Below are 21,511 nucleotides of genomic sequence, written 5' to 3'. Positions count from 1 at the left end.
AGCGACTTCAAAGCCCGGTTTTTGCCGGGCTTTGTTGTTTCTGGCAGGTCCGGTTCAACTATCAATTTGAGCAATGATTGGTACCAATCGCATTGACTTCTTAATAAATCCCAGCGGCGTAGCATTGCCTCCATACCGAGTTAACACCCCATTATTCGATCTGGAGCAACTACCATGAAAACTTCAAAACTGATCTTCGGCCTGGCTTTCTCTGTATTGGCTTCCAGCGCTTTCGCCCTGCCAGCCGTGAATAGCCACGAACAACTGAACGCAACTGTGATCGCTGCTGATGGTGCCGATCGCGTCGGTGCAAACCGTGTTGCTGCTGATGGTGCTGACCGCGTCGGTGCAAACCGCGTAGCCGCTGATGGTGCCGATCGCGTCGGTGCAAACCGCGTGGCTGCTGATGGTGCTGACCGCGTTGGTGCAAACCGCGTAGCTGCTGATGGTGCCGATCGCGTTGGTGCAAACCGCGTAGCTGCTGATGGTGCTGACCGCGTCGGTGCAAACCGCCTGAGCTGATCCCTTCCCTGCTCTTCTCCAGCCCGGCTTTTGCCGGGCTTAATTTTTTCTGGGCATAAGGTTTAGCAAGTGCCTGAGGTTTGCCCCAGATAATCGGCAACAGCAATCTGATCAGCCTTGCGCTTGCCTGCCGCGAGAAAGGCAACAAAAGCCACGTCTTTCCATAACCGGTCCAACTCTGCGCTCATCTCATCCACGGCCCATTGCGGGACCTCGGCACAGTCGAGCTCTACCCGATAGGCGTGCTGCAAGACCGTCAGCATCTTGCTGCGCAACTTATCCAGACCTTTACCGCTGGCCACGCGCTTGTAAGTAGACAGGAAGAAGGTCTCTCCCCGACCCGGGCCTTTGCTGGTGACATAAGCCACCGCACACAAACCAACGCCACTGCGTTTGCGCCAATGAACGGTTGAGCGTTGGTTCAGGGTCAACACATCGCTACCTTGCCAGGCATGACCACTGTGAGTCAGATGGCCAATGGCGCATTCCAATGCCCGCAACGTGCCGCCAAAACGCGCATCGTTGAAGCGCTCGGAGAGGATCAATTGCTTGTCTCTGATCGCCCGCACAATCCAGGCGTTGCCCTTGGCGTCGCGGTTGATCCCGCGTGGCACGTTGTAGGTGACACCGTCCACGACCTTGGCATAGGTTCTGAGACCCGAAGCGGACAGGCCAGCGCCAGATTCGTTGTGGTCCTGCTGGAAAAGCGGCTGATTGAGCGGATGACCGTTCTGGTGCAGAAACCGGAGTATTTCAATCGAGCCGGCGGTGACCTGGAAACTGGTCAGGAAAGGCCAGCGCTGATGGATGAACTCCCTGACAGCAGGCACGTCGGTAGGTCGACCGGTGCTGGCAAGTCCAGGTTCTTGCAGGGCCTTGGCTTCATGAACCACGTCATTGACGACCGCTTTCGCCTGATCAGGCCCCAGCAGCTCTTTGTAATGTTCGTAGATGCCGTCCAGGTCTGAGCTCGCCTTGCGCGTTAATCTTAAAATCACTCCAGGCCCCACTTGCTTTCAATATCAGTCAGTTCAATGAAGTTCCCTACCTTTGCATCATCCAAACCTTCCTGAATGGATCCAATCTGCCAGATCTGCTGTTCGATATAGTTAGCCAGCGCTTGTCGCAAATGATACGGCCGGTCCCGGTGAGTCGCTTCCACCAGAAGATTGAGCCGTTCAAAAAGTGCCGGATCCATACGAAACGAAACGACAGGGTTCATCGATTATGTCCTGTTTACCTTGAATTCAGGGTACAGCGTCATCTGCACGCAACCTGAAAAAAGCCTGTAATTGATAGCATCCTGCCATGTGCTTAGTTTTGAAACATGCGAAACTATAACAACTTTACAGCATATTTATCAATTAAGCATATAGTCGCTATCTGCCATCACCACGTATGCAATTCAATACAAAGTCATTACACAGCGTGTATAAAAGCCAACGAATCTTCTGAAATACTAATCATTTTTAAGCATTCCGTTAGTCGAAATCATTGCACAGTGCCTGCGGCATTTAATCACTTGCTATTTCAATATATGGATCATGAGTGAGTTAGTACGCATCAAGGTTGGCAATATAATCGGCAACGACAATGCGATCGGCTTTTCGTTTGCCGGCAGACAAGAATAATCTGAAATCATCGCTCAGCAATAATGCATCGATCTCGTCGGCTACCCGTTGATGCATCAATTCAGGCCCAGCCGGCACTTCCTGCGCCGTCATATAAGCGCTCTGCAGCACCTCGATCAGCCGCAGGCGAAATTTCTCCATGCCTCGACCACTGGCCACGCGCTTGTACGTCGACAGGAAAAAGGTCCCACCCCGCCCACGCCCCGGATTGGTGACATAGGCCACAGCGCACAGCCCGATTCCGCTGCGCTTGCGCCAATGCACAACTGCTCGGTCGCTCAGTTGCAGCACATCATCGCTGAGCGATGCATGCCCACTGTGCAGCAAATGAATAATCGCCGCATCCAGCGCATGCCGGACACTGCCAAACCGCGCATCGGTAAACCTGGCATTTACTACCACGCGGGTATCCTTGATCACACGAACAATCCACACCCGACCTCTCGCGTCGCGCGTGATACCGCGTGGAACCTTATAGGTGACAGCATCGACAACCTTGTCGTAACACCTTAGACCCGATGTATCGGTTTCTGAGGGTGTGGTCATTTGTGTTATCTGTGGTGGGTTAATAAGTGACTTCAGTCCGACTGTTGATGATGGGACATTATAGCTGGGAGGAATGAGTTAACCGGTAGCGGGGCAAACCAAAACTAATCTCATAGCTCGGGCACGAAACCCGTCTAAAGCTTAGATAACTTATCGTGTAAGCATTTCGTCGCGTCAATGAAGCCAGTTGCATACCATCGGCTACATTTATTCATCGTCCTGTCCGGCATGACAGGTGCGCATGTAAATTATTGAGGAACCGCACGATGCAAACCGAAAGGGAAGACAAGGCCTGGATCGACTACCGGGAGCGTTTCGCAGAAGTCTATGACGACTCAAACTATTCAAGCCCACTGCAGGGGTTCGTGATGCGAGCCAGCCATAGATTGGTGGAGAAAAATTATCGTGCCTCTGACCACATTGGAAAAGTCCTGGAAATAGGTGCAGGTACCGGTGAGCACCTGGCATTTGTGAAACATGGGTTCGACGAATACACACTCAGCGATCTGGACCCAAAAACCCTGAACATCGCCGAAAAGAAGCTGGCCAGCTACGCGCAAGGGAAATTGAAGTTTGCCGTTCAGTCAGGCGATCACCTGAGCTATCCCGATAGCACCTTCGACCGAGTCATTGCCTCCCACGTGCTGGAGCATATTTACCAACCTCACCTCGCACTCAAGGAGTGGATCAGGGTCCTGAAGCCTGGAGGAACTCTTTCAATCCTGATACCCACCGATCCTGGAATGGCTTGGCGCCTGGGCAGACATTTTGGCCCGCGTAAAAATGCCTTGGCTCAGGGTATCGCCTATGATTATGTTATGGCCAGGGAGCATGTGAACTCTTGCAATAACCTGATTGCGATACTTCGGCATTATTATGCTGACTCAGTTGAAAACTGGTGGCCGTTTCCGATAGCGTCGATTGATCTCAACCTGTTTTTTTCCTTCCATGCCATTGTTAAAAAAACGGACGATAATCTGTAACGAAAAAATGACAATTGCTTAAGTGTGTAATGAACTTGAAATCAAAAATTTCACATTTGCTCCCCAGGTCGTGCTGATAGTTGCGTCGTGAAATCCTAAAAAGTATAGTGCCCTAACCACCCCCGACAGATGAGCGCTTATCAGTTATAGCGTTTGCTTTTCTGAATCAATACATCAGAAAAACAAAGGCAGCCAATACAATGGCGTCAAATGTGATAAGCCTCGATATCAAAATAGCGGTAGTCATACCTTGCTTCAAGGTCACTCGGCACATTCTTGCGGTGATCAGTCACATCGGTCGCGAAGTGACTCGCATCTATGTCGTTGATGATTGCTGCCCCGAACAAACAGGGCTTTTCGTACAAGAGCGGTGCTCAGACCCACGGGTCCAGGTGGTATTCAATCCCGAAAATAGAGGTGTGGGTGGTGCAGTCATGTCCGGTTATAGGGCCGCGATTGCAGACGGTATGACCATCATCGTTAAAGTCGACGGCGACGGCCAGATGGACCCCAGGCTTATTCCAGACTTTATTGCGCCCATCGTGTCCGGCGAAGCCGATTACACTAAAGGGAACCGCTTCTTCAGCCTCGAAGAAATCCGCCAGATGCCCAAGACTCGGTTATTGGGCAACACCGTTTTGTCGTTCATGACCAAACTGTCCTCAGGCTATTGGGATCTGTTCGATCCGACTAACGGCTATACCGCCATTCACAGCGATGTTGCGCGGCATTTGCCGACTAAAAAAATCAGCCCCCGCTATTTTTTCGAAACCGACATGTTATTCAGGCTCAACACCCTCCGTGCGGTGGTGGTTGATATTCCAATGGATGCACGGTACGAAGATGAAGTCAGCAATCTAAAAATATCAAGAGTTGCCGGTGAGTTTCTGAGGAAGCACCTTCGCAATGCGTGCAAAAGAATTTTCTACAACTACTACCTACGGGACATGTCGCTGGCGTCTTTCGAGTTGCCCATTGGGTTGATACTACTTTTATTCGGCACCGTGTTCGGCATTTCGCACTGGATAGAGTCGTCTACCTCAGGCGTGATTACCTCGGCCGGCACGGTGATGCTTTCTGCTTTGCCCATACTGCTGGGAACCCAATTGATATTGGCGTTTATCGGCTATGACGTGCAGTCGGTACCCAGGCGCCCTTTTCATCTGCGAAAACATTATCTGACCCAAACCGAACTGGATAAAATCACTCACTCATGACTTATCTCATCGCGCTAATTTGTGTACTTGGCATTGCGGCTGGACAGCTACTGTTCAAGCTCAGTGCGATGGAGTTTCATCGCTCAGAAAACTTGTTGAATTCCAGCGCCGTGATTTATTTTATGGTTGCGCTGATTTTATATGGCGTCACTACCATCGGCTGGGTTTGGCTATTGCAGAAGGTCGACCTGGGGAAAATCTATCCATTCATGGCCCTGTCCTTTGTTGTGGTCCCGCTTGCCAGTCACTTACTGCTGGGGGAAAGGTTTCAGGCTCAGTATTTCATTGGTGTGGCGATCATCATCGTGGGGATTGTCATCGCAGTGAAAGCTTGAGCTTGTTGAAAAACGTGCGATCAAGGAAGGTGAAAGCTATGGAGTGTCGGAAGGTCATTAGCAGGTTGCTATCGATACTGTTTGTAATGCTGGTCTTGTTATCGCCCTGCGCATGGTCCTCTGCCTCGGCAAACCTGATTAATGCCGAGGGTGAAGGCTTCATAGATGCGATCACGCTTTCTGATAACCGTGTCAATGTCCAGGGATGGGCGGCACCTGACCAGGCTAATCAGCAGATAACCGCCATCAACATCCTGTTTAACAATACCTCCGTGTACCAGGGCTCATTTGCCCGATTTCAGCGGCCAGATGTCGCCAATGCCTATGCACGGCCGCAATGGAGTGCCTCGGGCTGGAAAGTATCGTTTGAACTGCCGGATGAAATCAGCGTTGGCGTTTACTCGGTAACGGCTCAGGCGCAGACCAGCGCAGGCGAATGGATTCAGTTGATGCCTTCGCAAGCAGCTAAACATATTTCCATTTCACGGGATGCCCGTGAAGAAAAACTACTTATCCGAAACGTGAAGATAGTGATTGCCTGCGCACTGCTTTTTTTGGCGGTGTGTTTTATCAAGGCTCGCCCGTTGGCACTGTTCATCAACACTCGATTCAGGCTCAATTTTTCGGAACCTGTCTTGTTCAGCGGTTGCGTTTTGCTCGTCGCGTTATTATTCGTCAGTCTCGGATTGACCGGTTCCTCATTGGGTCTGGGTCAACCCAACGCACCATTTGTGCAGATGAACTCAACGCCAATAATGGGGCACGACCGCCCAGTGCGCAGCGACGAATGGCTGGTTCTGACCCCGTTGGCTATTGCTCAATACAATCATTCTCCCAGCCATCCCATCCTCAATAAAAATCTGGGTGAGGACGGCCAGAATATGTTGGTCATCGGTATGACCGGTGCGCCTGTTGCACATATCTCCGAAATTGCCAAGCCCGCTACCTGGGGCTTTTTCATATTTGACCTGAGACGGGCGTTGTCCTGGAACTGGTGCTTCTCATTGGTCAGTTGCTTTCTTGGTCTGGCATTTGTTCTAAACAGACTTGGCGCGGAACACTGGAAGCATGGCTTTCTTTTTTCGGCGCTATTTTGTTGCGCGCCTTATGTCGTAGCATGGTCTAACTGGCCTGCGTATGCCGTATTTTTTCCGTGCATCATATTTCTCTGCGCACTGCATATCCTGAAAACGACAACGTTCTATAAATTGTTCTTGCTGGGCGGGTTGCTTGGTTTGGCACTGGCCGGCTTTGTGTTCATTTTGTACCCTCCATGGCAAGTTTCTATCGGCTATGTATTTATAGCAGCCACAATCGGTGTGATGGTACGTGAAAAGCTTTATAAGGCACTGACCATCAGAAGGGTTGCAGCCTACATTTTTGCCTTGTGTATTACTGGCATTATCGTAAGTTTGTGGTGGCTGGATGCAAAGTCAGCCATTCAACTGATGGAACAAACCGTGTATCCAGGACAGCGAATCTCAGTGGGGGGAACAGTAACGCTACCAACGTTATTGCGCGGATTCACCAATATTTCTACGTTGCAGCAATTGAACAGCCCCTTCAGCAATCAAAGTGAAATTGCTTCGTTTTACTATTTTTTAGTTCCATTGGCAGTGTTGTTTGTTGTGCGGTGGTTGCAAAAGACGGTTACCGCGTTTGAGTGGTCCCTGGTGCTGATGATTACGTTCATTGTGTTTTACATGTTTGTCGGGTTGCCTCTTGAATGGGCGAGATATTCGTTATGGGGACGTGTTCCCGCTTCTCGCGCCGATATTGCATTAGGGCTTGCCAGCATAATGCTGACCCATCTCCTGTTTACCCACAGGCATCAACCTGCCGAAGCTTCGTCATTGACACAGTCTCTGGGGCTGGTAGCGGCCGGGGCTTGGGCCTATATCGTCTATCGCAGCATGCGGCAATGGGATGAATCGGTTTTATCAGGGTTGAACAGCAGCATTATCATTGCCCTGTTGTTCGTGACTGCCGCCATCAGTTATTGCATGATCGCCAACAAACTCAAACCTTTTATGTACATGAGCCTGGGGCTCTCACTGGCCACGACAGCAAGCTTCAACCCCATCAATATTGCGCCAGAAACTATTCACATTCGACCATTGAAAAGCCAAAGCTCAGAACTGGCAACGCTGATTGGTAATGATCGCGTGCTTGTATTGGAAAATGCCACCACAGCTATGTTTCTGCTTGCATCGGGCATCCCCGTGGCCAACGGTGTTTTCTACTATCCACAAAAGGCCCTATGGTCGCGGTTGGACCCGGCAGGCTCTGAAACCAATACCTATAATCGCTATCAGCATCTCATTTACCTAGGTTCTGACTCACTGCCAAAGGACTACGTTTTAGGTACACCGCAGGCTGACGTTGTCACCGTAAGCGTCAACCTGGGAACCTTTGACTTTAGCAAGTCAGGCGCCCAGATAATCACCGCACCTGATGTTGACAAAAATGCTTTAAATAATAATTCGAGCTTGGCATTCCTCATGTCAGCTGATGGATGGAGTTGGTTCAGAACAAAATCCCTTTAAACCCTCGGCGGCCACGCCAGCCCAAAGTCATGATGATCCAGACTGAGATTGGGGTTATAGGCCAGGTCATTTCTAATGTCTGGCCATCTGCGGGTCATGTAATCCACTTCCGATTTGAAGCGCTCCTGTTTTTCGGGAGTGTCTTCAAGGCCTCGGGTAGCCGATTCGTGATGGTAAAGTTCGGCAAAGGGCGTCCAGACGTTGGTGTATCCCGCCTCTTGAACACGCAAACAGAAGTCCACGTCATTGAACGCAATCTTCAAGTTGACTTCATCCAGCCCGTTCACTTCCTGGTAGATGGATTTGCGGATAATCAGGCAAGCCGCTGTTACGGCTGATAGTGACTGGATCAAAACAGCGCGCCCAAAATAACCATGTTCGCCCTTGGGCAAGAACTTATGGGAATGGTTGGCAATACCACCGACGCCGAGAATAACGCCGCCGTGTTGCAGGCGATCATCGGCGAACCACAACCGCGCGCCCACTGCGCCGACGTTGGGCTGCAGGGCAATGGCGACCATTTCGTTCAGCCACTCAGGCGTAATCACTTCGATATCGTTATTGATCAGGCCGACCAATTCACCACGCGCCTGTTGCACCGCCTGATTATTCAAGGCGGAGTAGTTGAAAGGCCCGTTGTCCCTCAGCACCCTTACATTGGACTCGTGTGTCAGTTGAGCGAAGTATTCCAGAGATTCGGGCTCGTCAGAGCCGTTATCCACCAGAATGATTTCATAGTTGCTGTAAAGGGTAAGTGTCTGAATGCTGTCGATACATTGTTTTACCAGGCCACAGGCATTGCGCGTCGGGATGATCAAACTGACCAACGGTTGGGGTTCCGGAAGCTCGTAACGTACCCGGTACATTCCGATCGGCAACAATTCAGTGCGGGCCAAGATGCCTGTGCGCTGCAGATGTTCATCAACCGCCGTGGCCCCCGCCACCGCCGCATAGGGTTTCTCCCCTCCAGCCATCGCCGTACTGCCCGGCACGATTCGCCAGTGATACAGCACCCGCGGAATATGAATGATCTGCGCTGGTTTAATCAGCTCGATGCAGCGCAGCGCCAGGTCGTAATCCTGAGAACCCTCGAAACCGATCCGAAACCCGCCCACTTGCTCCACCAGATCCCGTCGGTACACGCCGAGATGGGAAATCATGTTCTGCGAGCGAAACAAAAACTCGTTCCAGTTCGGCTTGAAGTAGGGTTCGCTGCGTCGGCCGCGAATATCGATCTTGTCTTCATCGGAGTAAATCACCCCTGCATCCGGGGTTTCGATGATGGTGCGGGCGACCCAGTACAGCGCGTGTTCGGCAATCAGGTCGTCGTTGTCCATCAACGCCAGGTATTGCCCCTGGGCAATGGCAATCGCCGAGTTGCTGGCGGCCGAGATATGACCGTTCTGTTCGCGAAACACGACATTGATTTGTGGATCGTCACATTGAATCTGTTCAAGAAACTCCCGCACAGCGGGGTTGGTCGAGGCGTCATCGGCGATGCACAGTTCCCAATTCGGATAGAGCTGGTAGCGCACGCTGTCGATAGCCTCGCGCAGCAAATCAAGGGGCGGATCGTATACCGGCATGATGATGGAAATCAGCGGTTTGTCAGCCCAGCTGCGGATGTGTTCAGTGATCTGCCAGCGCCCTTGGGCGTCCAGCGTGTCGTACTGTTTGATCCAGGCGGCGTAGTCGTGCCGATCATGGTTTTCCTGCGTAACGGCGGCGGTGCCAATGCTTGCGTGCGAGCTGGCGTGATCAGTGCCACTGAACCAACGCAGCCGCGCAATCAGCCCGTTCACGCCTTGCTGTTTCAACACGCTGATGGCTTTGCGCGTGGTCGCCTTGAAACCACCGCCTCGGCGAATGATCGAGGGCAGCAGTGCTGAAACGCGCTTCAGACGCCGCACGGTATGAAACGAACCTCGGATGGGCGCAGCGAGTCTGCGACTGTAGGAGGACTCCAGCGCCATGATCCGCAGGTTCAGGTGATGGATATGCGTGTCCTTCTCCACCTGCTGGGTGACCAGCGCACTTTCCAGCTCGGTGATCCTGCATTGGAGCTGGTAGATATGCTCCTCTTTGTCCATTTGCTGTTGCAGGTGCGCGCGTTCCAGATCCTTGATCAGCTGCTGATGGTCATTGGCCGATTCAGTGTGATGGTTTAACAGGCGCTCGACCGTCTCGATGGTTTCATGCTCGGACTCGATCACGCTTTCGGCCAGGGAATGCGTGACCTTGTCCAGCTCGCCCATGCTCAGGGTGAGCTTCTGGATCTGCTCGCTCAAAGGGGCCAGCGCGCTGCGAAACTCGTGCTGGTACTGGCTGACTTCATTGAGCTCGACGCTGATCAGCTGCGCCATGACTTCGTCGGTGTACAGCACCAGGTCCAGCGCCAGGATCAGGTCGCCGGTCTCCTCGATCAGCGCCAGATCGACCGGCAGTTCCAGGTAGGGATCGTCATCCAGGCTCAGAAAAAACACCGGACCGCCGGCCTTTTCGACTTTCATCAGGCCTGAAGTCGAAAGCAGATGCTCGACCTGGCCATCCCAGGTCCAGATATCCCCGGTTGCTGCGGACAGGCGCAGTTTATCTAGCGAGAACGATACTTTCTTGTCGACCGGATCAAGCCTTAGCCGCTTGGGTCGGGTGGTCATTTGCGCGAAGGGAAAATCCACTGTTTGCCGACCGGGCTGCAGCTGGAGGGAAAGGGAAAAGTGCTCCTTGAATTCGCCGTCGCCGTTGCTGTAGTAGAGCCTGGCTTGCGGCGGGGCCTGAACGGGAGGTGTCTTCTGATTGATCGGCTGCTCAGGTTGCCAATCCATGAACTCACTGGCGGCGCGATCGGTGACGTAGGCCTGGAACAACGCTTCGCGGGCGATGTACCGATCAATATCGCGATCGGAAACCGGCAAATCAGCCAGGCGCAAACTCTCCACAATGAATTGCCGACGACTGGGCGGCATGATGCTGGGGTAGAACGGCGTGGCATTGGCGATCAACAGCAGCAATGAGCGCAACAGCAAATGTCCCAGCTCCACCCCATTGGTCACCTCCCATTCGACATCGATCAGCGCAGGGGTACCGTCGCGGGTGATCAGGATGTTATGGGGTACGGCATCGATGAACGCTCCCGGCAAACGTTCATTGGCATGCTCCAGGGAAAGCGTCAGCCCTTGTGCCTCAAGCAGGTTTTTCAGGATATCCAGGTACTGCCTGACGAACAGGGCAAAATCCTGAATTTTCCAGTCGGGTGTGGTGGCAATGTTCAGGAAGCGTTTGCTCAAGGGCTTGCCGCTGGCATAGGCATCGACCCCGGAAAGCACATGCCGAAACTCCCCGTCAGATTCCTCCGGTAGTTTTTCCCGCAAGGGCGCGTGGCGGACTTCAATAGCGGTCTGCGTTTCGACAAAACGCGTCACCTTGCAAAACTCCGCTTTGCGGCTGGTGTTGTAGTGGTACGCGAGCATTTCCAGCCCCACGACCCGCTCGGCAGACCGCGAAGCCACCACCAGAAACGAGTTGGCCAACTCCATGCCCAAGCCGTTTTCGATCACCACTGGCCAGGCACGCTCCAGATTGAAAGCGGTCGCGCCGGGTAATTGCGGGTCTTTTTTTACGCTCTGCCAGGCCAACGCCGCCGCATCGAATGCCTGGGCCTCAAAGCCATGTTGCGTGGTGATCGACAGGGGAAGTTTGTAGTCCGGCGCCGGGAAGAGAAACTCGGAATGATCGAACCCTGCCGCGTTGATCAGACTGGCCAGTTTGTGTCGGCCGAAGGTTTGCGGCTGGCCCTTGATGTAGCGTCCCTCGATGCCATACATGGGCACGCTGAGATGATCTTCGGGCGCACCGGCAAAGTACTTCAGGCCCAGTTGGTTTTCGATGGCCAGAAACAGCTTTCCATCAGGCTTGAGCAGGGCACAAACCCGTTCGAGCATGCCTTGCGCCGCGTCGGTTTGATGGCTGAACACGCTGGCATATTCCAGGACGCCAATCAGCGTGATGACATCGAAGCGCTCATCGGTATCAAAATCATCGAAACGCTCAGCCAGCACCACGACGTTATCCAGATCCCGGGTTCGACTGGCGGCGATCTGTGCCCGGCGGACGCTGCCCTCAAGACTCAGAACCGAGCCGCCGGACTCCCCCAGGTACCGGCTGATCGCGCCACAACCAGCGCCGATTTCCAGGATGCGACCTGCAAGGCAGTGCTCGAACGGACGCAGAATATTGCCCCGTGCGGTCCCCAGGTGATAAAGCGAAGCCCAATCGCTGCACTGCCGGGACAGCTCGGTGGACAGCACTGACAAATCCTCAGCCTCGCGAATAATCCGCGCGACCCGCTCCTCACTTTCGTCGCCATCGCTGTAGGCGAGCCCTTGGTAGTCAGGGCGCAGCCAGATGCCCATGTCCTGATTAAAAACATATCCCTGTTGTTCAAGCTTGAGCATTGTTCGACACCTGATCGATATCCATCGTAGCGGCCAGATCTATGAGGCCAAGTAACTGCGGCGTAGCAGACACGACAAAGTGGATGGAGTCGTAACGGCGATCATGGGGAACGATGGCTTCACCCTCTCGGGAAGCAATGCCGATGGAAATGAAGTAGTCGCCCGTGGCCAGCCGATTGACGAATTTCAGACACGCCCTGGCCTGTGAGCCGGCGTCGCCCAGTGCATGGGCGCTGGAGCATTCCAGCAGGTAGGAGTTGGTCCCGTAGACCGTGACGCCTTCCTTGGTTTTCAGGGTCAGACCCAGAATGGGATTGATCACCGTGCGGTTGAAGCGCAGGGCCAGATGCAGCACGACCTCTTCGCCCGGGGCAATCTGCGGCGGGAATTCATGGCCACCGGCGCACAGATGAAAGTCCGTCAGGCTGGCGGCCCCGTCACCCCAGCGGTATTCGTGGGCGTTGTAGCCGCTGCGCCGGGAGTACGCGTCCGTCAGGAAGTCCAGCGTGGGGCCATCTTCGTCGCGGGTGTAGTTTGAGCTGCCTGCGCTGAGCGCTGATCCATCCTGCACCGCAGCATTCTCCTGAGCAGGCTTGTCACGCCCGAACAGAATGTCCAGATACCGATTGATGACCGCCCGGGACGGCCCGATCATTGCCAACCGACTTTGATCCAGCAGAATCGCGCGATTGCAGTGGGTGACGACTTGTTCGCTGGAATGGGTCACGAGCAGAATGCTCGTGCCATTGTTTTTCAGCTGCCGCAGCCGCTCGAAGCATTTGGCCTGAAAACGTGCGTCACCCACCGACAGCGCTTCATCGACAATCAGGATGGCCGGATCGATCTGCGCCTGAACGGCAAACGCCAGGCGCATGATCATGCCGCTGGAGTAGGCCTTGACCGGTTGTTCGATGAAGTCACCGATGTCGGCAAAACCGGCGATGGCATCAAAACGCTGATCGACTTCTTCGCGACTCAAGCCGAGCACCGAAGCATTGAGGTACACGTTCTCCCGACCGGTGAACTCCGGGTTGAAGCCGGAACCCAACTCCAGCAGCGCCGCCACCCGGCCACGGGTTTCGACACTTCCGGCAGTCGGCATCAAGGTGCCGCAGATGATTTGCAGCAACGTGGATTTACCCGAGCCGTTGCGGCCGACAATCCCCACCGTTTCCCCGCGCATGACCTCGAAATCAATGTTGCGCAGCGCCCAGAATTCACGCCCATAAGAGGACACCGGCGCGCCCAGCCTGCGTTGCAGTCGCGGCATGATCGAATGCTTCAAGCGGTCCGAGGGTTTGTCGTAGGTGTAGAAACACTTGGAGATGTCACGCACGCTGATGACACTTTCTTCAGAGGACATCGGCAAACCCCTTGCGCATCTTTTGGAAAAACCAGAAACCCATGGCAGCAATCGCCAACCCGACCAGCATGGCGATACCCAGGCTATCCCAGTGCGGTAGTTGCCCAAACAACAGCACATTGCGACTTTCTTCGATGATGTAAGTCAGCGGATTAAGTTTGAGCCAGGGTTGGTAAGCTTCAGGCAACGCGGCGACCGGATAGAGTACCGGCGATAGAAATAACAACACCGTGGTCAGCACAGCAATAACCTGCCCCACATCGCGCAGATAAACACCCAGTGCGGCCAGTAACCAGCTAAACCCCAATGTAGCAATGAGCAGTGGCACTAGAATCACTGGAAAGAACACGGCCGACCAATACAGCGTATGGGTCAATATGAATTGCGCAACCAACAGCACGATTAAACTGATAGCCGTATGAAAAATGGCCGAACCCAGCGTTATAACCGGGAGAATTTCCAGTGGGAATACGACCTTTTTTACATAGTTGCCGTTGGACATGATCAATGACGGCGAGCGATTGGCACACTCGGCAAATAATCCATGCACGATCATGCCCACGAATAACAAAATGGCAAAACTACCTTTACCGGCCTCCTGTCCCGGCCAACGAGACTGAAACACTTCGGAAAATACAAAGGTGTACACCGCCAGCATCAATATCGGGTTGAAGAAAGACCACGCCAGGCCCATGACCGAACCGCGATAACGCCCGATGACTTCACGCTTGGTCATGACGAAAATAAGTTGTTTATGGTGCCACAAGCTACGGACAAGACTCAGGGGTCCCGCCCCCGGTGCGCTATGAGGATTCACGTTTATCAGTTACTCCCGCAAATTTATCGGACGGTAAGTGTTATTCCTCAAATTTCTCTAATGACTGCAGCCATGATCAATCCCAGGTTGCCCAATAGCGTCTGGCGATACACGCCCGAGCGCTTGAGATTCAGCAGACGGCCAGCGAGCCCTTGCGCGCGCATGGCCTTGAAGCGATCCAGTGCGATGCGATTGTCCTGGGTCAGGCGGTGACGGACGGTTTCCAGTCCCGCAATATTGATCTGGTTCCAGGAACGGAAACGCCCTTTGAACAACATGCGCAAGCGCACCATGCGCGCCGCCCAACTGGAGTTTGCACCCACCAGATTGCCCCCATGCTGGCGATAACGCACATAAGGTCTGGGGTCATAAAACACCTGCCCGCCTACGCCGGTTATCAGGAGATAAGCCCACCAGTCATGGGACACGATGTGCAGATGTTCCCCCGCCTCTTGCAACAAGGCACGCGCCGCGCGATTCAACACCATCGTGTTGCCACCGCCGATGTTTTGCACCAGGGCATTGGCAAACGAAGCCGGACGGCGGAACAGCGGCGAATAGCCCATGGGCTCGCCACCTTCGCTGATCAACTCGGTCCGCCCCAGATAGAGCGCGGGAACGTCTTCGGCCACGGTGCTCAGCCAGGCGACTGCGGCCGCCAGTTTGCCCTGATCCCAGATATCATCCTGATCACACCAGGCAAAATAATCGGCGTGCAATTGGCGATTACAGATGAATGACAGAAAGTTCCTGGCAAAACCCTGACAAGGCCCCTGCCAAAGACTGACTTTGTCTTCACCCCACAAATACCGGTAACGATTGGCGATGTTCAGTGTGGCGTCACTGGAGCCATCGTCTGAAATAGCCACATGCCAGTTGCCATGGCTTTGACACTGGATCGACTGCAGCTGTTTTTCCAGAAAATCCTGCCCGTTGTAGGTACACATGAGTACCGCAACACGGCCGTCGTTCTGCTTGTTGGCAAGCGCAGTATCATCGGCAACATTTTCATGATGCCTTGGTGTAATAGCTGCCGCACCGGGCATGGAGCCGGCAAAAGTCTTTTTAACGGGACACTCTAACGTTTCATTTACACGCGAACCACCATGAAGACTACACGAGGTCCCTTTCGAATGATCGTCGATCATTAGTTGGGCTACCTGTCAGGGATTCCAGTTCCCTGCTGCACAGCAGTGTGGCAGTCAATATGACATTAGGCCTGTCGAGGCGATGGATGGTTATTAGTACTTGTTACTTGCAGTTAACAGTTGAATCAATGTGTATCACTTCGCTTTAGAAACAGTGTTTGCGTTTCATTTTTGAAACATAATCGCCCGGATTTTTACCTGATTATCCGGTACAACAATCGACTTGCCAGCATGAAAATCAGCTACACATTTACAGGGAGTTTTAACATGTTCTCTAAAAAATCGAAAATCCTGTCTGCCTTCTTGATCTTGGCAGCAAATCCAGCATTGAGTTGGGCCGGGACATTTGACTGCGCGGTCTATGACAAGAAAATCAACAACGGTCTGGGTCCAGATGCCCGACAAGGTGATGTTCCCGTCGAAGCAGACACTATCGCCAAGGCTGTAAAGCAGACCCGTATTGACTATCCGGCATGGAAAAATGCCAAACGCTACAAGATCGAGTGTCGCGCGGGCGAGGAAGGATAAAAATTCCTAGGGTGCTGGCCTGGCAGATGACCGATAAGCGCGCGGGGAGGATGACTTTCCCACATAATCCCCCGCGTTCCTTTCACTGCCAGGTTTATCTTCAAAATGAAAAAAATTCTTCCTTATTTGCTCAGCGCCGCTTTTTCTTTCGTCCCTGTGGCCTTTGTTCACGCAGCAACGGTGGCCAAACCCGTTGAGCTTATCGTGCTTAGCTCCGGCGGCATCATGGGTGCGTTCAAGGCGATCAGCGCCGATTACGAACAGCGCACCGGCGTACGCCTGGTGGCTGAAGTCGCGCCGTCGATGGGCGCGACACCGCAAGCCATTCCCAACCGGCTGGCGCGTCATGAACCCGCCGATGTGGTGCTGATGGTCAGCTCGGCCCTGGACAAGCTGATCAAGGATGGTCAGGTCGATCCCAAGAGTCGCGTCGACCTGGGCAAATCCTACATCGCCATGGCCATCCGTCACGGTGACCCGAAACCCGATATCAGCACCATGGAAGCGTTCAAGCAGACGCTGATCGACGCCAAATCCATTGCCTATTCTGACAGCGCCAGCGGCGTTTACCTGTCGCGCGTGCTGTTCAATCAGATGCACATTGCCGACCGGATCAAAGACAAAAGCCACATGATCCAGGCCACTCCCGTGGGTGAGGTAGTGGCCCGTGGCGAGGCGCAGATCGGCTTTCAGCAACTGAGCGAACTCAAGCCTGTGGAAGGCATCGACATCATCGGCCTGATCCCGGATCAGGCGCAGCAGATGACCCTGTATTCCGGCGGTGTATCGTCGCGCAGCGCTCACCCGGAGCAGGCCCGGCAGCTGCTGGATTATCTGGGCTCCCTGGCGGCGGCCCCGGCGATCAAGAACAGCGGACTGGACCCGATCGCCAAATAATTACAGCGTCAGTTCAATCAACTCGCCACGCACGCCTTGCTCGTCGATGTGCAGCAAGCCCACCGCAATCGGTAGCTTGAAACGTCGCGGGCCGGCGCTGCCCGGATTGATGAACAACACGCCGTCACGTTGCTCGATCAGCGGTTTGTGCGTGTGGCCGGTAATGACCACGCCGATGTTCGCTGGCAGCGTCTGCGGCACGTCGGCCGGGATGTGGGTGACGTAGATGCCGACGTCGCCCACACGCAGCATGGCCGAATGCGGCACATCACTTGCCCAGGCGTCGTCCAGGTCGTTATTGCCACGCACCACAGTCAGTGGCGCGATGGCGCGCAAGGCGTCGAGGATCTCCGGCTTGCCGATATCGCCGGCGTGGATCAACTGGTCGCAGCCGCGCAACGCCTCCAGGGCATGCGGGCGTAACAGCCCGTGGGTATCGGAAATCAGGCCGATTTTCATGGGTTATCGCTCAAGTCAGAAGGAATCGAATGCTGTTCTGTTGGAGATTCTATATTCGCGGGCAAGCCTCGCTCCCACGGATTCTGAGCTGTGTCAGGGAGGCGGCGAGTTCATTTCCAGCGTCGCAAGATCAATCAGAGTGAAATAACCACTGCCGTTGGAGCGCCAGCCTCCGGTGTCGATGTGGAACACATTGCCGAGCACTTCTGGCTCAGGCAGCGGCGTGTGGCCGACGATCAGCGCGCGCAGATCGGGGATGCCACTCATGTCCTGCAACTGCTGGCGCTTGCGCGACCACTGGCAGAACTCTTCCAGCCCGCTCTGTTCCGGCATATGTCCCAATAACGTCGAGCGCAATAAATCCCAGGTCGGCAACGGGCAATCGGCATGCACCAGACCAATCAACCCTGAAGACGTTTCCACTTCCAGCGCCAGAGGCATCCGGGCGAAATGCGCGGCAAAAAGCGTCTGGGCATCGGGCTTGAGTTCCAGAAACCAGGCGCCGCCGCTGGCTTTGTACATTCGGTAATCCAGCGGCCGGTGCTGGACATGCTGGATCGCCAAAGACTCATGATTGCCTTGAATGGCAAAGAACCACGGTTTGGCCAGCCAATCCAGTGCCTGCTCGCTTTCCGGGCCACGGTCGACCAGGTCACCCACGCTGAATAACCGGTCCGCCGCCGGATCGAAGCCTGCCTCATCCAGCGTCGTCTGCAGGCGGGTGAAATGTCCGTGGATGTCGCCCACCGCAAAATCGCGGCCATCCGGATTAGCGTCAAAATGCTCGAACTTGCTCATGTCACAACCCCTTGGGTCAGTAGACGAAGGCCGATCGACCACGACAGCTTTCCCTGAGTCGGCTCATGTACAGCACACCCGCGAATGATTGGGGTCTTTAATTGACTGGTTTTGGGGGGGTGGGTTCAGTGCGAGGGCAGTCAACAGAAAACCTGTTGGAGATTCTAGGCTTGCCCGCGAAGAGGCCTACTCAGGCAATAACTGTCGACAGCAATAACGATACGCGTGCAAGTCGAAACGCCGTTCGCTCGCGCCAATGAGCGTAGGCCTACGCCATAAAAGAAACGCATCGCCTCACAAGCTGAACGCATTACCCCGGCCGGTTCGGCCGTGCCACCCTTGGCTCGACAATCAAAATAATGCCGGTTTTTTTAGTTAACGACCTGCAATGCCCCATACCTTGGCGCACGCTTGCACCGCGCCGGGTCTAGAGGCCCGAAACCCGATCCTAGACTTTCGTCTACAGACGGATTGACAAACCCGCTACAGGCTGTAAATAATCCATCAAAGTTGTACGACAACAGATAACAAAAATAACAATAATCAGGGAATCCAACGTATGACGACCTTCGTCTCTACCGCTCCCCCTTTGTCCCGCGTTTACGCCGCGACAAAAAACCTTGTGCCAACTAATCATTCCCCTCCTTTATTCCGATTAACCACGGGATGAACGCTGTCGAATTCGCTAAAGGCTAGACCTGAAGCAAAGGCTCGTCCGCATCGGCGGTTTGAGTCCAAAGCCCTGGCATAAGGGGCATCACAATCCTCCAACTAATGGCCGTAGTTAGCGGCCAGTGGAGGACAGCTTTGCATAAAAAGGGAGCACAACAATAATGAGATCTCACAACACCCGGTCGTTGGTCCTGTTGGGTTTGGGCAGCATGAGCCTGGCCATGCCACTAGTGGCCAGTGCCGAAGGCTTTGTCGATGACACCAAGGCCACGCTCAACTTCCGTAACGCCTACTTCAACCGTAACTTCACCAACCCCTCCTACCCCAACAGCGCGTCGCCGCAGGGCAAGGCTGAAGAGTGGACCCAAAGCTTCATCCTGGACGCCAAATCCGGCTTTACCCAAGGCGTAGTGGGCTTTGGTGTGGATGTGCTGGGCATGTACTCGGTGAAGCTCGATGGCGGCAAAGGCACCACCGGCACTCAGTTGCTGCCGGTCCATGGTGATGGCCGCCCAGCGGATGATTTCGGGCGTCTGGGTGTCGCTGCCAAGGCGAAGATTTCCAACACTGAACTGAAAGTCGGCGAGTGGATGCCGGTCTTGCCGATCCTGCGCTCGGACGACGGTCGTTCCCTGCCGCAAACCTTCCGTGGTGGTCAGGTCACCTCCAAGGAATTCGCTGGCCTGAGCCTGTACGGCGGCCAGTTCCGGGGCAACAGTCCGCGTAACGATGCGAGCATGGAAGACATGTCGCTCAACGGTCGCGGCGCCTTTACCTCGGACCGCTTCAACTTCGGCGGCGGCGAATATGCCTTCAACGAAAAACGCACCCAGGTCGGCGTGTGGTATGCGCAACTGGAAGACATCTACCAACAGAAATTCCTCAACGTCCTGCACAGCCAGCCGATCGGCGATGTAACCCTGGGCGCCAACCTGGGTTATTTCTGGGGCGAAGAAGACGGCAGCAAACTGGCCGGCGATCTGGACAACAAAACCGCCTACGCCCTGCTGTCCGCCAAGTACAAAGGCAACACACTGTATGTCGGCCTGCAGAAAGTCAGCGGCGACGATGGCTGGTTCCGGGTCAACGGCACCAGCGGCGGCACCCTGGCCAACGATAGCTACAACTCCAGCTATGACAACGCCAAGGAAAAATCCTGGCAGCTGCGTCATGACCTGGACTTCGCCATCCTCGGCGTACCGGGCATGACCCTGATGAACCGCTACATCAGCGGTGACAACGTGCACACCGGCGCGATCACCGATGGCAAGGAATGGGGCCGTGAATCGGAACTGGCCTACACCGTACAAAGCGGCACGTTCAAGAGCCTCAACGTGAGATGGCGTAACTCGAGTATCCGTCGCGACTACAGCACCAACGAGTTCGACGAAAACCGGATATTCATCAGCTATCCGCTGTCGTTGCTTTAACCTGAGTCGTGTTGGCGAGGCGCTGGTCCGGGTGATCGGAATATCGCCTCGCGAACAACACATCATCTGAACTAATGAGGATCCGTGGGACCGGATTTATCCGGGAAGAGGCCGGTAGATCACTGTATTTCTGTCGTCAGGAAAGCCGCCTTCCCGGATAAATCCGGTCCCACATGTTCGGTGTTTGCTACATAGGCTTTCGACCTAAGTCGCGTTGACAAGATCAATAATGACTGTTGATAATCCGATCCAAGTCATACGACAACAGATGACATCAATAAGAATTCAAGGGACTCTCCATGACCACCACTCACACCGTCCAAAATCCCTTCAATCGCCTTCTCTTGACTGGCGCAGCTGGCGGTCTGGGGAAGGTGTTGCGCGAAAGCCTGAAGCCTTACGCCAAGGTACTGCGACTTTCTGACATTGCCGAAATGGCCCCCGCTGCTGGCAGCAATGAAGAAGTGCAGATCTGCGATCTCGCCGATAAGAACGCCGTTCATCAGTTGGTAGAAGGCGTAGACGCCATTCTGCATTTTGGTGGCGTTTCGGTTGAGCGTCCGTTCGAGGAAATCCTCGGCCCGAACATCAGCGGCATCTTCCATATTTACGAAGCCGCACGCCGTCATGGCGTCAAACGCGTGATCTTCGCCAGCTCCAACCACGTGATCGGTTTCTATAAGCAGGATGAAACCATCGACGCCCGGTCGCCGCGCCGTCCGGACAGCTATTACGGCCTGTCCAAATCCTACGGCGAAGACATGGCCACCTTCTATTTCGATCGCTACGGCATCGAAACTGTCAGCATCCGCATCGGTTCTTCGTTCCCGGAACCGCAAAACCGCCGAATGATGAGCACCTGGCTGAGTTTTGACGACCTGACCCAGCTGATCGAACGCAGCCTGTTCACCCCCAACGTCGGCCACACCGTGGTGTATGGCGCGTCCAATAACCGTGACGTCTGGTGGGACAACCGTTTTGCGGCACACCTGGGCTATCAGCCCAAGGACAGCTCCGAAGTGTTCCGCGACAAAGTCGAAGCCCAGCCGATGCCAGCAGCCGATGATCCGGCCATGGTCTATCAAGGCGGCGCGTTCGTTGCGGCAGGACCGTTTGGCGACAACTGAAATACCCGAATCACAATAAAAACAGAACAAGTGGATCG

Annotated in this window: 18 protein-coding genes; 9 read left to right on the top strand and 9 right to left on the bottom strand. The window is 54.3% G+C overall.

The features are described 5' to 3' along the window. Positions 1-174 precede the first annotated feature (174 nt). Complete coding sequence (locus ACP7E4_RS18300) at positions 175-522, top strand: hypothetical protein (RefSeq protein ID WP_426116443.1); 348 nt, start codon at positions 175-177, stop codon at positions 520-522. Positions 523-584: 62 nt separating this feature from the next. Here the strand turns inward: ACP7E4_RS18300 and ACP7E4_RS18295 are convergent, their stop codons facing one another. From ACP7E4_RS18295 to ACP7E4_RS18285, 3 genes are all read right to left on the bottom strand, one after another. After that, complete coding sequence (locus tag ACP7E4_RS18295) at positions 585-1,520, bottom strand: type II toxin-antitoxin system RelE/ParE family toxin (protein WP_426116441.1); 936 nt, start codon at positions 1,518-1,520, stop codon at positions 585-587. Then, a complete protein-coding gene (locus ACP7E4_RS18290) occupies positions 1,517-1,744 on the bottom strand; it encodes a CopG family ribbon-helix-helix protein (protein ID WP_426116439.1) in 228 nt (75 codons plus the stop codon). The genes ACP7E4_RS18295 and ACP7E4_RS18290 overlap by 4 nt, the downstream gene beginning before the upstream one ends. Positions 1,745-2,075: 331 nt before the next feature. Then, entirely contained in the window at positions 2,076-2,573 is a 498-nt protein-coding gene (locus ACP7E4_RS18285) for a hypothetical protein (RefSeq protein WP_426116437.1), read from the bottom strand. Between the two features lie 392 nt (positions 2,574-2,965). On the opposite strand from ACP7E4_RS18285, the gene ACP7E4_RS18280 reads away from it, so the two are divergent. The 4 genes from ACP7E4_RS18280 (at position 2,966) to ACP7E4_RS18265 (ending at position 7,780) form a co-directional block, all read left to right on the top strand. Beyond that, a complete protein-coding gene (locus ACP7E4_RS18280; protein WP_426116435.1) occupies positions 2,966-3,682 on the top strand; it encodes a class I SAM-dependent methyltransferase in 717 nt (238 codons plus the stop codon). Positions 3,683-3,882: 200 nt separating this feature from the next. Beyond that, the gene (locus ACP7E4_RS18275; protein WP_426116433.1) at positions 3,883-4,899 is read left to right on the top strand and encodes a glycosyltransferase family 2 protein; all 1,017 of its coding nucleotides are present in this window, start codon (positions 3,883-3,885) and stop codon (positions 4,897-4,899) included. Further along, positions 4,896-5,234, top strand: coding sequence for an EamA family transporter (locus ACP7E4_RS18270; RefSeq protein WP_426116431.1), 339 nt, complete (start codon positions 4,896-4,898; stop codon positions 5,232-5,234). The genes ACP7E4_RS18275 and ACP7E4_RS18270 overlap by 4 nt, the downstream gene beginning before the upstream one ends. An 86-nt stretch (positions 5,235-5,320) precedes the next feature. Then, complete coding sequence (locus ACP7E4_RS18265) at positions 5,321-7,780, top strand: DUF7657 domain-containing protein (RefSeq protein ID WP_426116429.1); 2,460 nt, start codon at positions 5,321-5,323, stop codon at positions 7,778-7,780. On the opposite strand, the gene ACP7E4_RS18260 is transcribed toward ACP7E4_RS18265, so the two are convergent. The 4 genes from ACP7E4_RS18260 to ACP7E4_RS18245 are packed head-to-tail and all read right to left on the bottom strand — an operon-like array spanning position 7,777 to position 15,361. Next, positions 7,777-12,234: a glycosyltransferase gene (locus ACP7E4_RS18260; RefSeq protein WP_426116427.1), complete on the bottom strand. Its 4,458-nt coding sequence runs from the start codon at positions 12,232-12,234 to the stop codon at positions 7,777-7,779. The genes ACP7E4_RS18265 and ACP7E4_RS18260 overlap by 4 nt on opposite strands. Then, positions 12,221-13,597, bottom strand: coding sequence for an ABC transporter ATP-binding protein (locus tag ACP7E4_RS18255; protein ID WP_426116425.1), 1,377 nt, complete (start codon positions 13,595-13,597; stop codon positions 12,221-12,223). Before ACP7E4_RS18255 ends, ACP7E4_RS18260 begins: the two co-directional genes overlap by 14 nt. Beyond that, positions 13,587-14,414, bottom strand: coding sequence for an ABC transporter permease (locus ACP7E4_RS18250; RefSeq protein ID WP_426116423.1), 828 nt, complete (start codon positions 14,412-14,414; stop codon positions 13,587-13,589). Before ACP7E4_RS18250 ends, ACP7E4_RS18255 begins: the two co-directional genes overlap by 11 nt. A gap of 47 nt (positions 14,415-14,461) precedes the next feature. Then, positions 14,462-15,361 carry a glycosyltransferase family 2 protein gene (locus ACP7E4_RS18245; RefSeq protein ID WP_426116421.1) on the bottom strand — a complete coding sequence of 300 codons (900 nt, stop codon included), beginning with the start codon at positions 15,359-15,361 and terminating at the stop codon, positions 14,462-14,464. Positions 15,362-15,793: 432 nt separating this feature from the next. On the opposite strand from ACP7E4_RS18245, the gene ACP7E4_RS18240 reads away from it, so the two are divergent. Further along, positions 15,794-16,090, top strand: a complete 297-nt coding sequence (locus ACP7E4_RS18240; protein WP_426116419.1) for a hypothetical protein — start codon at positions 15,794-15,796, stop codon at positions 16,088-16,090. Between the two features lie 105 nt (positions 16,091-16,195). Beyond that, the gene (locus ACP7E4_RS18235) at positions 16,196-16,987 is read left to right on the top strand and encodes a substrate-binding domain-containing protein (RefSeq protein WP_426116417.1); all 792 of its coding nucleotides are present in this window, start codon (positions 16,196-16,198) and stop codon (positions 16,985-16,987) included. On the opposite strand, the gene ACP7E4_RS18230 is transcribed toward ACP7E4_RS18235, so the two are convergent. Both ACP7E4_RS18230 and ACP7E4_RS18225 read right to left on the bottom strand, forming a co-directional pair. Further along, positions 16,988-17,446 (bottom strand): metallophosphoesterase family protein, encoded by a 459-nt coding sequence (locus tag ACP7E4_RS18230; RefSeq protein WP_426116415.1) that lies wholly within the window; start codon positions 17,444-17,446, stop codon positions 16,988-16,990. A gap of 93 nt (positions 17,447-17,539) precedes the next feature. Then, a complete protein-coding gene (locus tag ACP7E4_RS18225) occupies positions 17,540-18,244 on the bottom strand; it encodes a metallophosphoesterase (protein ID WP_426116413.1) in 705 nt (234 codons plus the stop codon). 833 nt (positions 18,245-19,077) lie between these two features. Between ACP7E4_RS18225 and ACP7E4_RS18220 the strand changes: the two genes are divergently transcribed. Together ACP7E4_RS18220 and ACP7E4_RS18215 are read left to right on the top strand one after the other, a co-directional pair. Next, entirely contained in the window at positions 19,078-20,346 is a 1,269-nt protein-coding gene (locus ACP7E4_RS18220; RefSeq protein ID WP_426116411.1) for an OprD family porin, read from the top strand. A gap of 299 nt (positions 20,347-20,645) precedes the next feature. Continuing rightward, the gene (locus tag ACP7E4_RS18215; RefSeq protein WP_426116409.1) at positions 20,646-21,473 is read left to right on the top strand and encodes an NAD-dependent epimerase/dehydratase family protein; all 828 of its coding nucleotides are present in this window, start codon (positions 20,646-20,648) and stop codon (positions 21,471-21,473) included. Positions 21,474-21,511: the final 38 nt, after the last annotated feature.

This window comes from Pseudomonas sp. DSP3-2-3, assembly GCF_049898225.1.
GTDB lineage: Bacteria > Pseudomonadota > Gammaproteobacteria > Pseudomonadales > Pseudomonadaceae > Aquipseudomonas.
Note: the sequence above shows the minus strand (reverse complement) of the source record. Positions and strands in the feature narration are given on the sequence as shown.

Coding starts and splice junctions, on each gene's coding strand:
- ACP7E4_RS18300 (WP_426116443.1), top strand. CDS start 175: ATGAAAACTTCAAAACTGATCTTCGGCCTGGCTTTCTCTGTATTGGCT.
- ACP7E4_RS18290 (WP_426116439.1), bottom strand. CDS start 1,744: ATGAACCCTGTCGTTTCGTTTCGTATGGATCCGGCACTTTTTGAACGG.
- ACP7E4_RS18280 (WP_426116435.1), top strand. CDS start 2,966: ATGCAAACCGAAAGGGAAGACAAGGCCTGGATCGACTACCGGGAGCGT.
- ACP7E4_RS18275 (WP_426116433.1), top strand. CDS start 3,883: ATGGCGTCAAATGTGATAAGCCTCGATATCAAAATAGCGGTAGTCATA.
- ACP7E4_RS18270 (WP_426116431.1), top strand. CDS start 4,896: ATGACTTATCTCATCGCGCTAATTTGTGTACTTGGCATTGCGGCTGGA.
- ACP7E4_RS18265 (WP_426116429.1), top strand. CDS start 5,321: ATGCTGGTCTTGTTATCGCCCTGCGCATGGTCCTCTGCCTCGGCAAAC.
- ACP7E4_RS18260 (WP_426116427.1), bottom strand. CDS start 12,234: ATGCTCAAGCTTGAACAACAGGGATATGTTTTTAATCAGGACATGGGC.
- ACP7E4_RS18255 (WP_426116425.1), bottom strand. CDS start 13,597: ATGTCCTCTGAAGAAAGTGTCATCAGCGTGCGTGACATCTCCAAGTGT.
- ACP7E4_RS18245 (WP_426116421.1), bottom strand. CDS start 15,361: ATGTGTACCTACAACGGGCAGGATTTTCTGGAAAAACAGCTGCAGTCG.
- ACP7E4_RS18240 (WP_426116419.1), top strand. CDS start 15,794: ATGAAAATCAGCTACACATTTACAGGGAGTTTTAACATGTTCTCTAAA.
- ACP7E4_RS18235 (WP_426116417.1), top strand. CDS start 16,196: ATGAAAAAAATTCTTCCTTATTTGCTCAGCGCCGCTTTTTCTTTCGTC.
- ACP7E4_RS18230 (WP_426116415.1), bottom strand. CDS start 17,446: ATGAAAATCGGCCTGATTTCCGATACCCACGGGCTGTTACGCCCGCAT.
- ACP7E4_RS18225 (WP_426116413.1), bottom strand. CDS start 18,244: ATGAGCAAGTTCGAGCATTTTGACGCTAATCCGGATGGCCGCGATTTT.
- ACP7E4_RS18220 (WP_426116411.1), top strand. CDS start 19,078: ATGAGATCTCACAACACCCGGTCGTTGGTCCTGTTGGGTTTGGGCAGC.
- ACP7E4_RS18215 (WP_426116409.1), top strand. CDS start 20,646: ATGACCACCACTCACACCGTCCAAAATCCCTTCAATCGCCTTCTCTTG.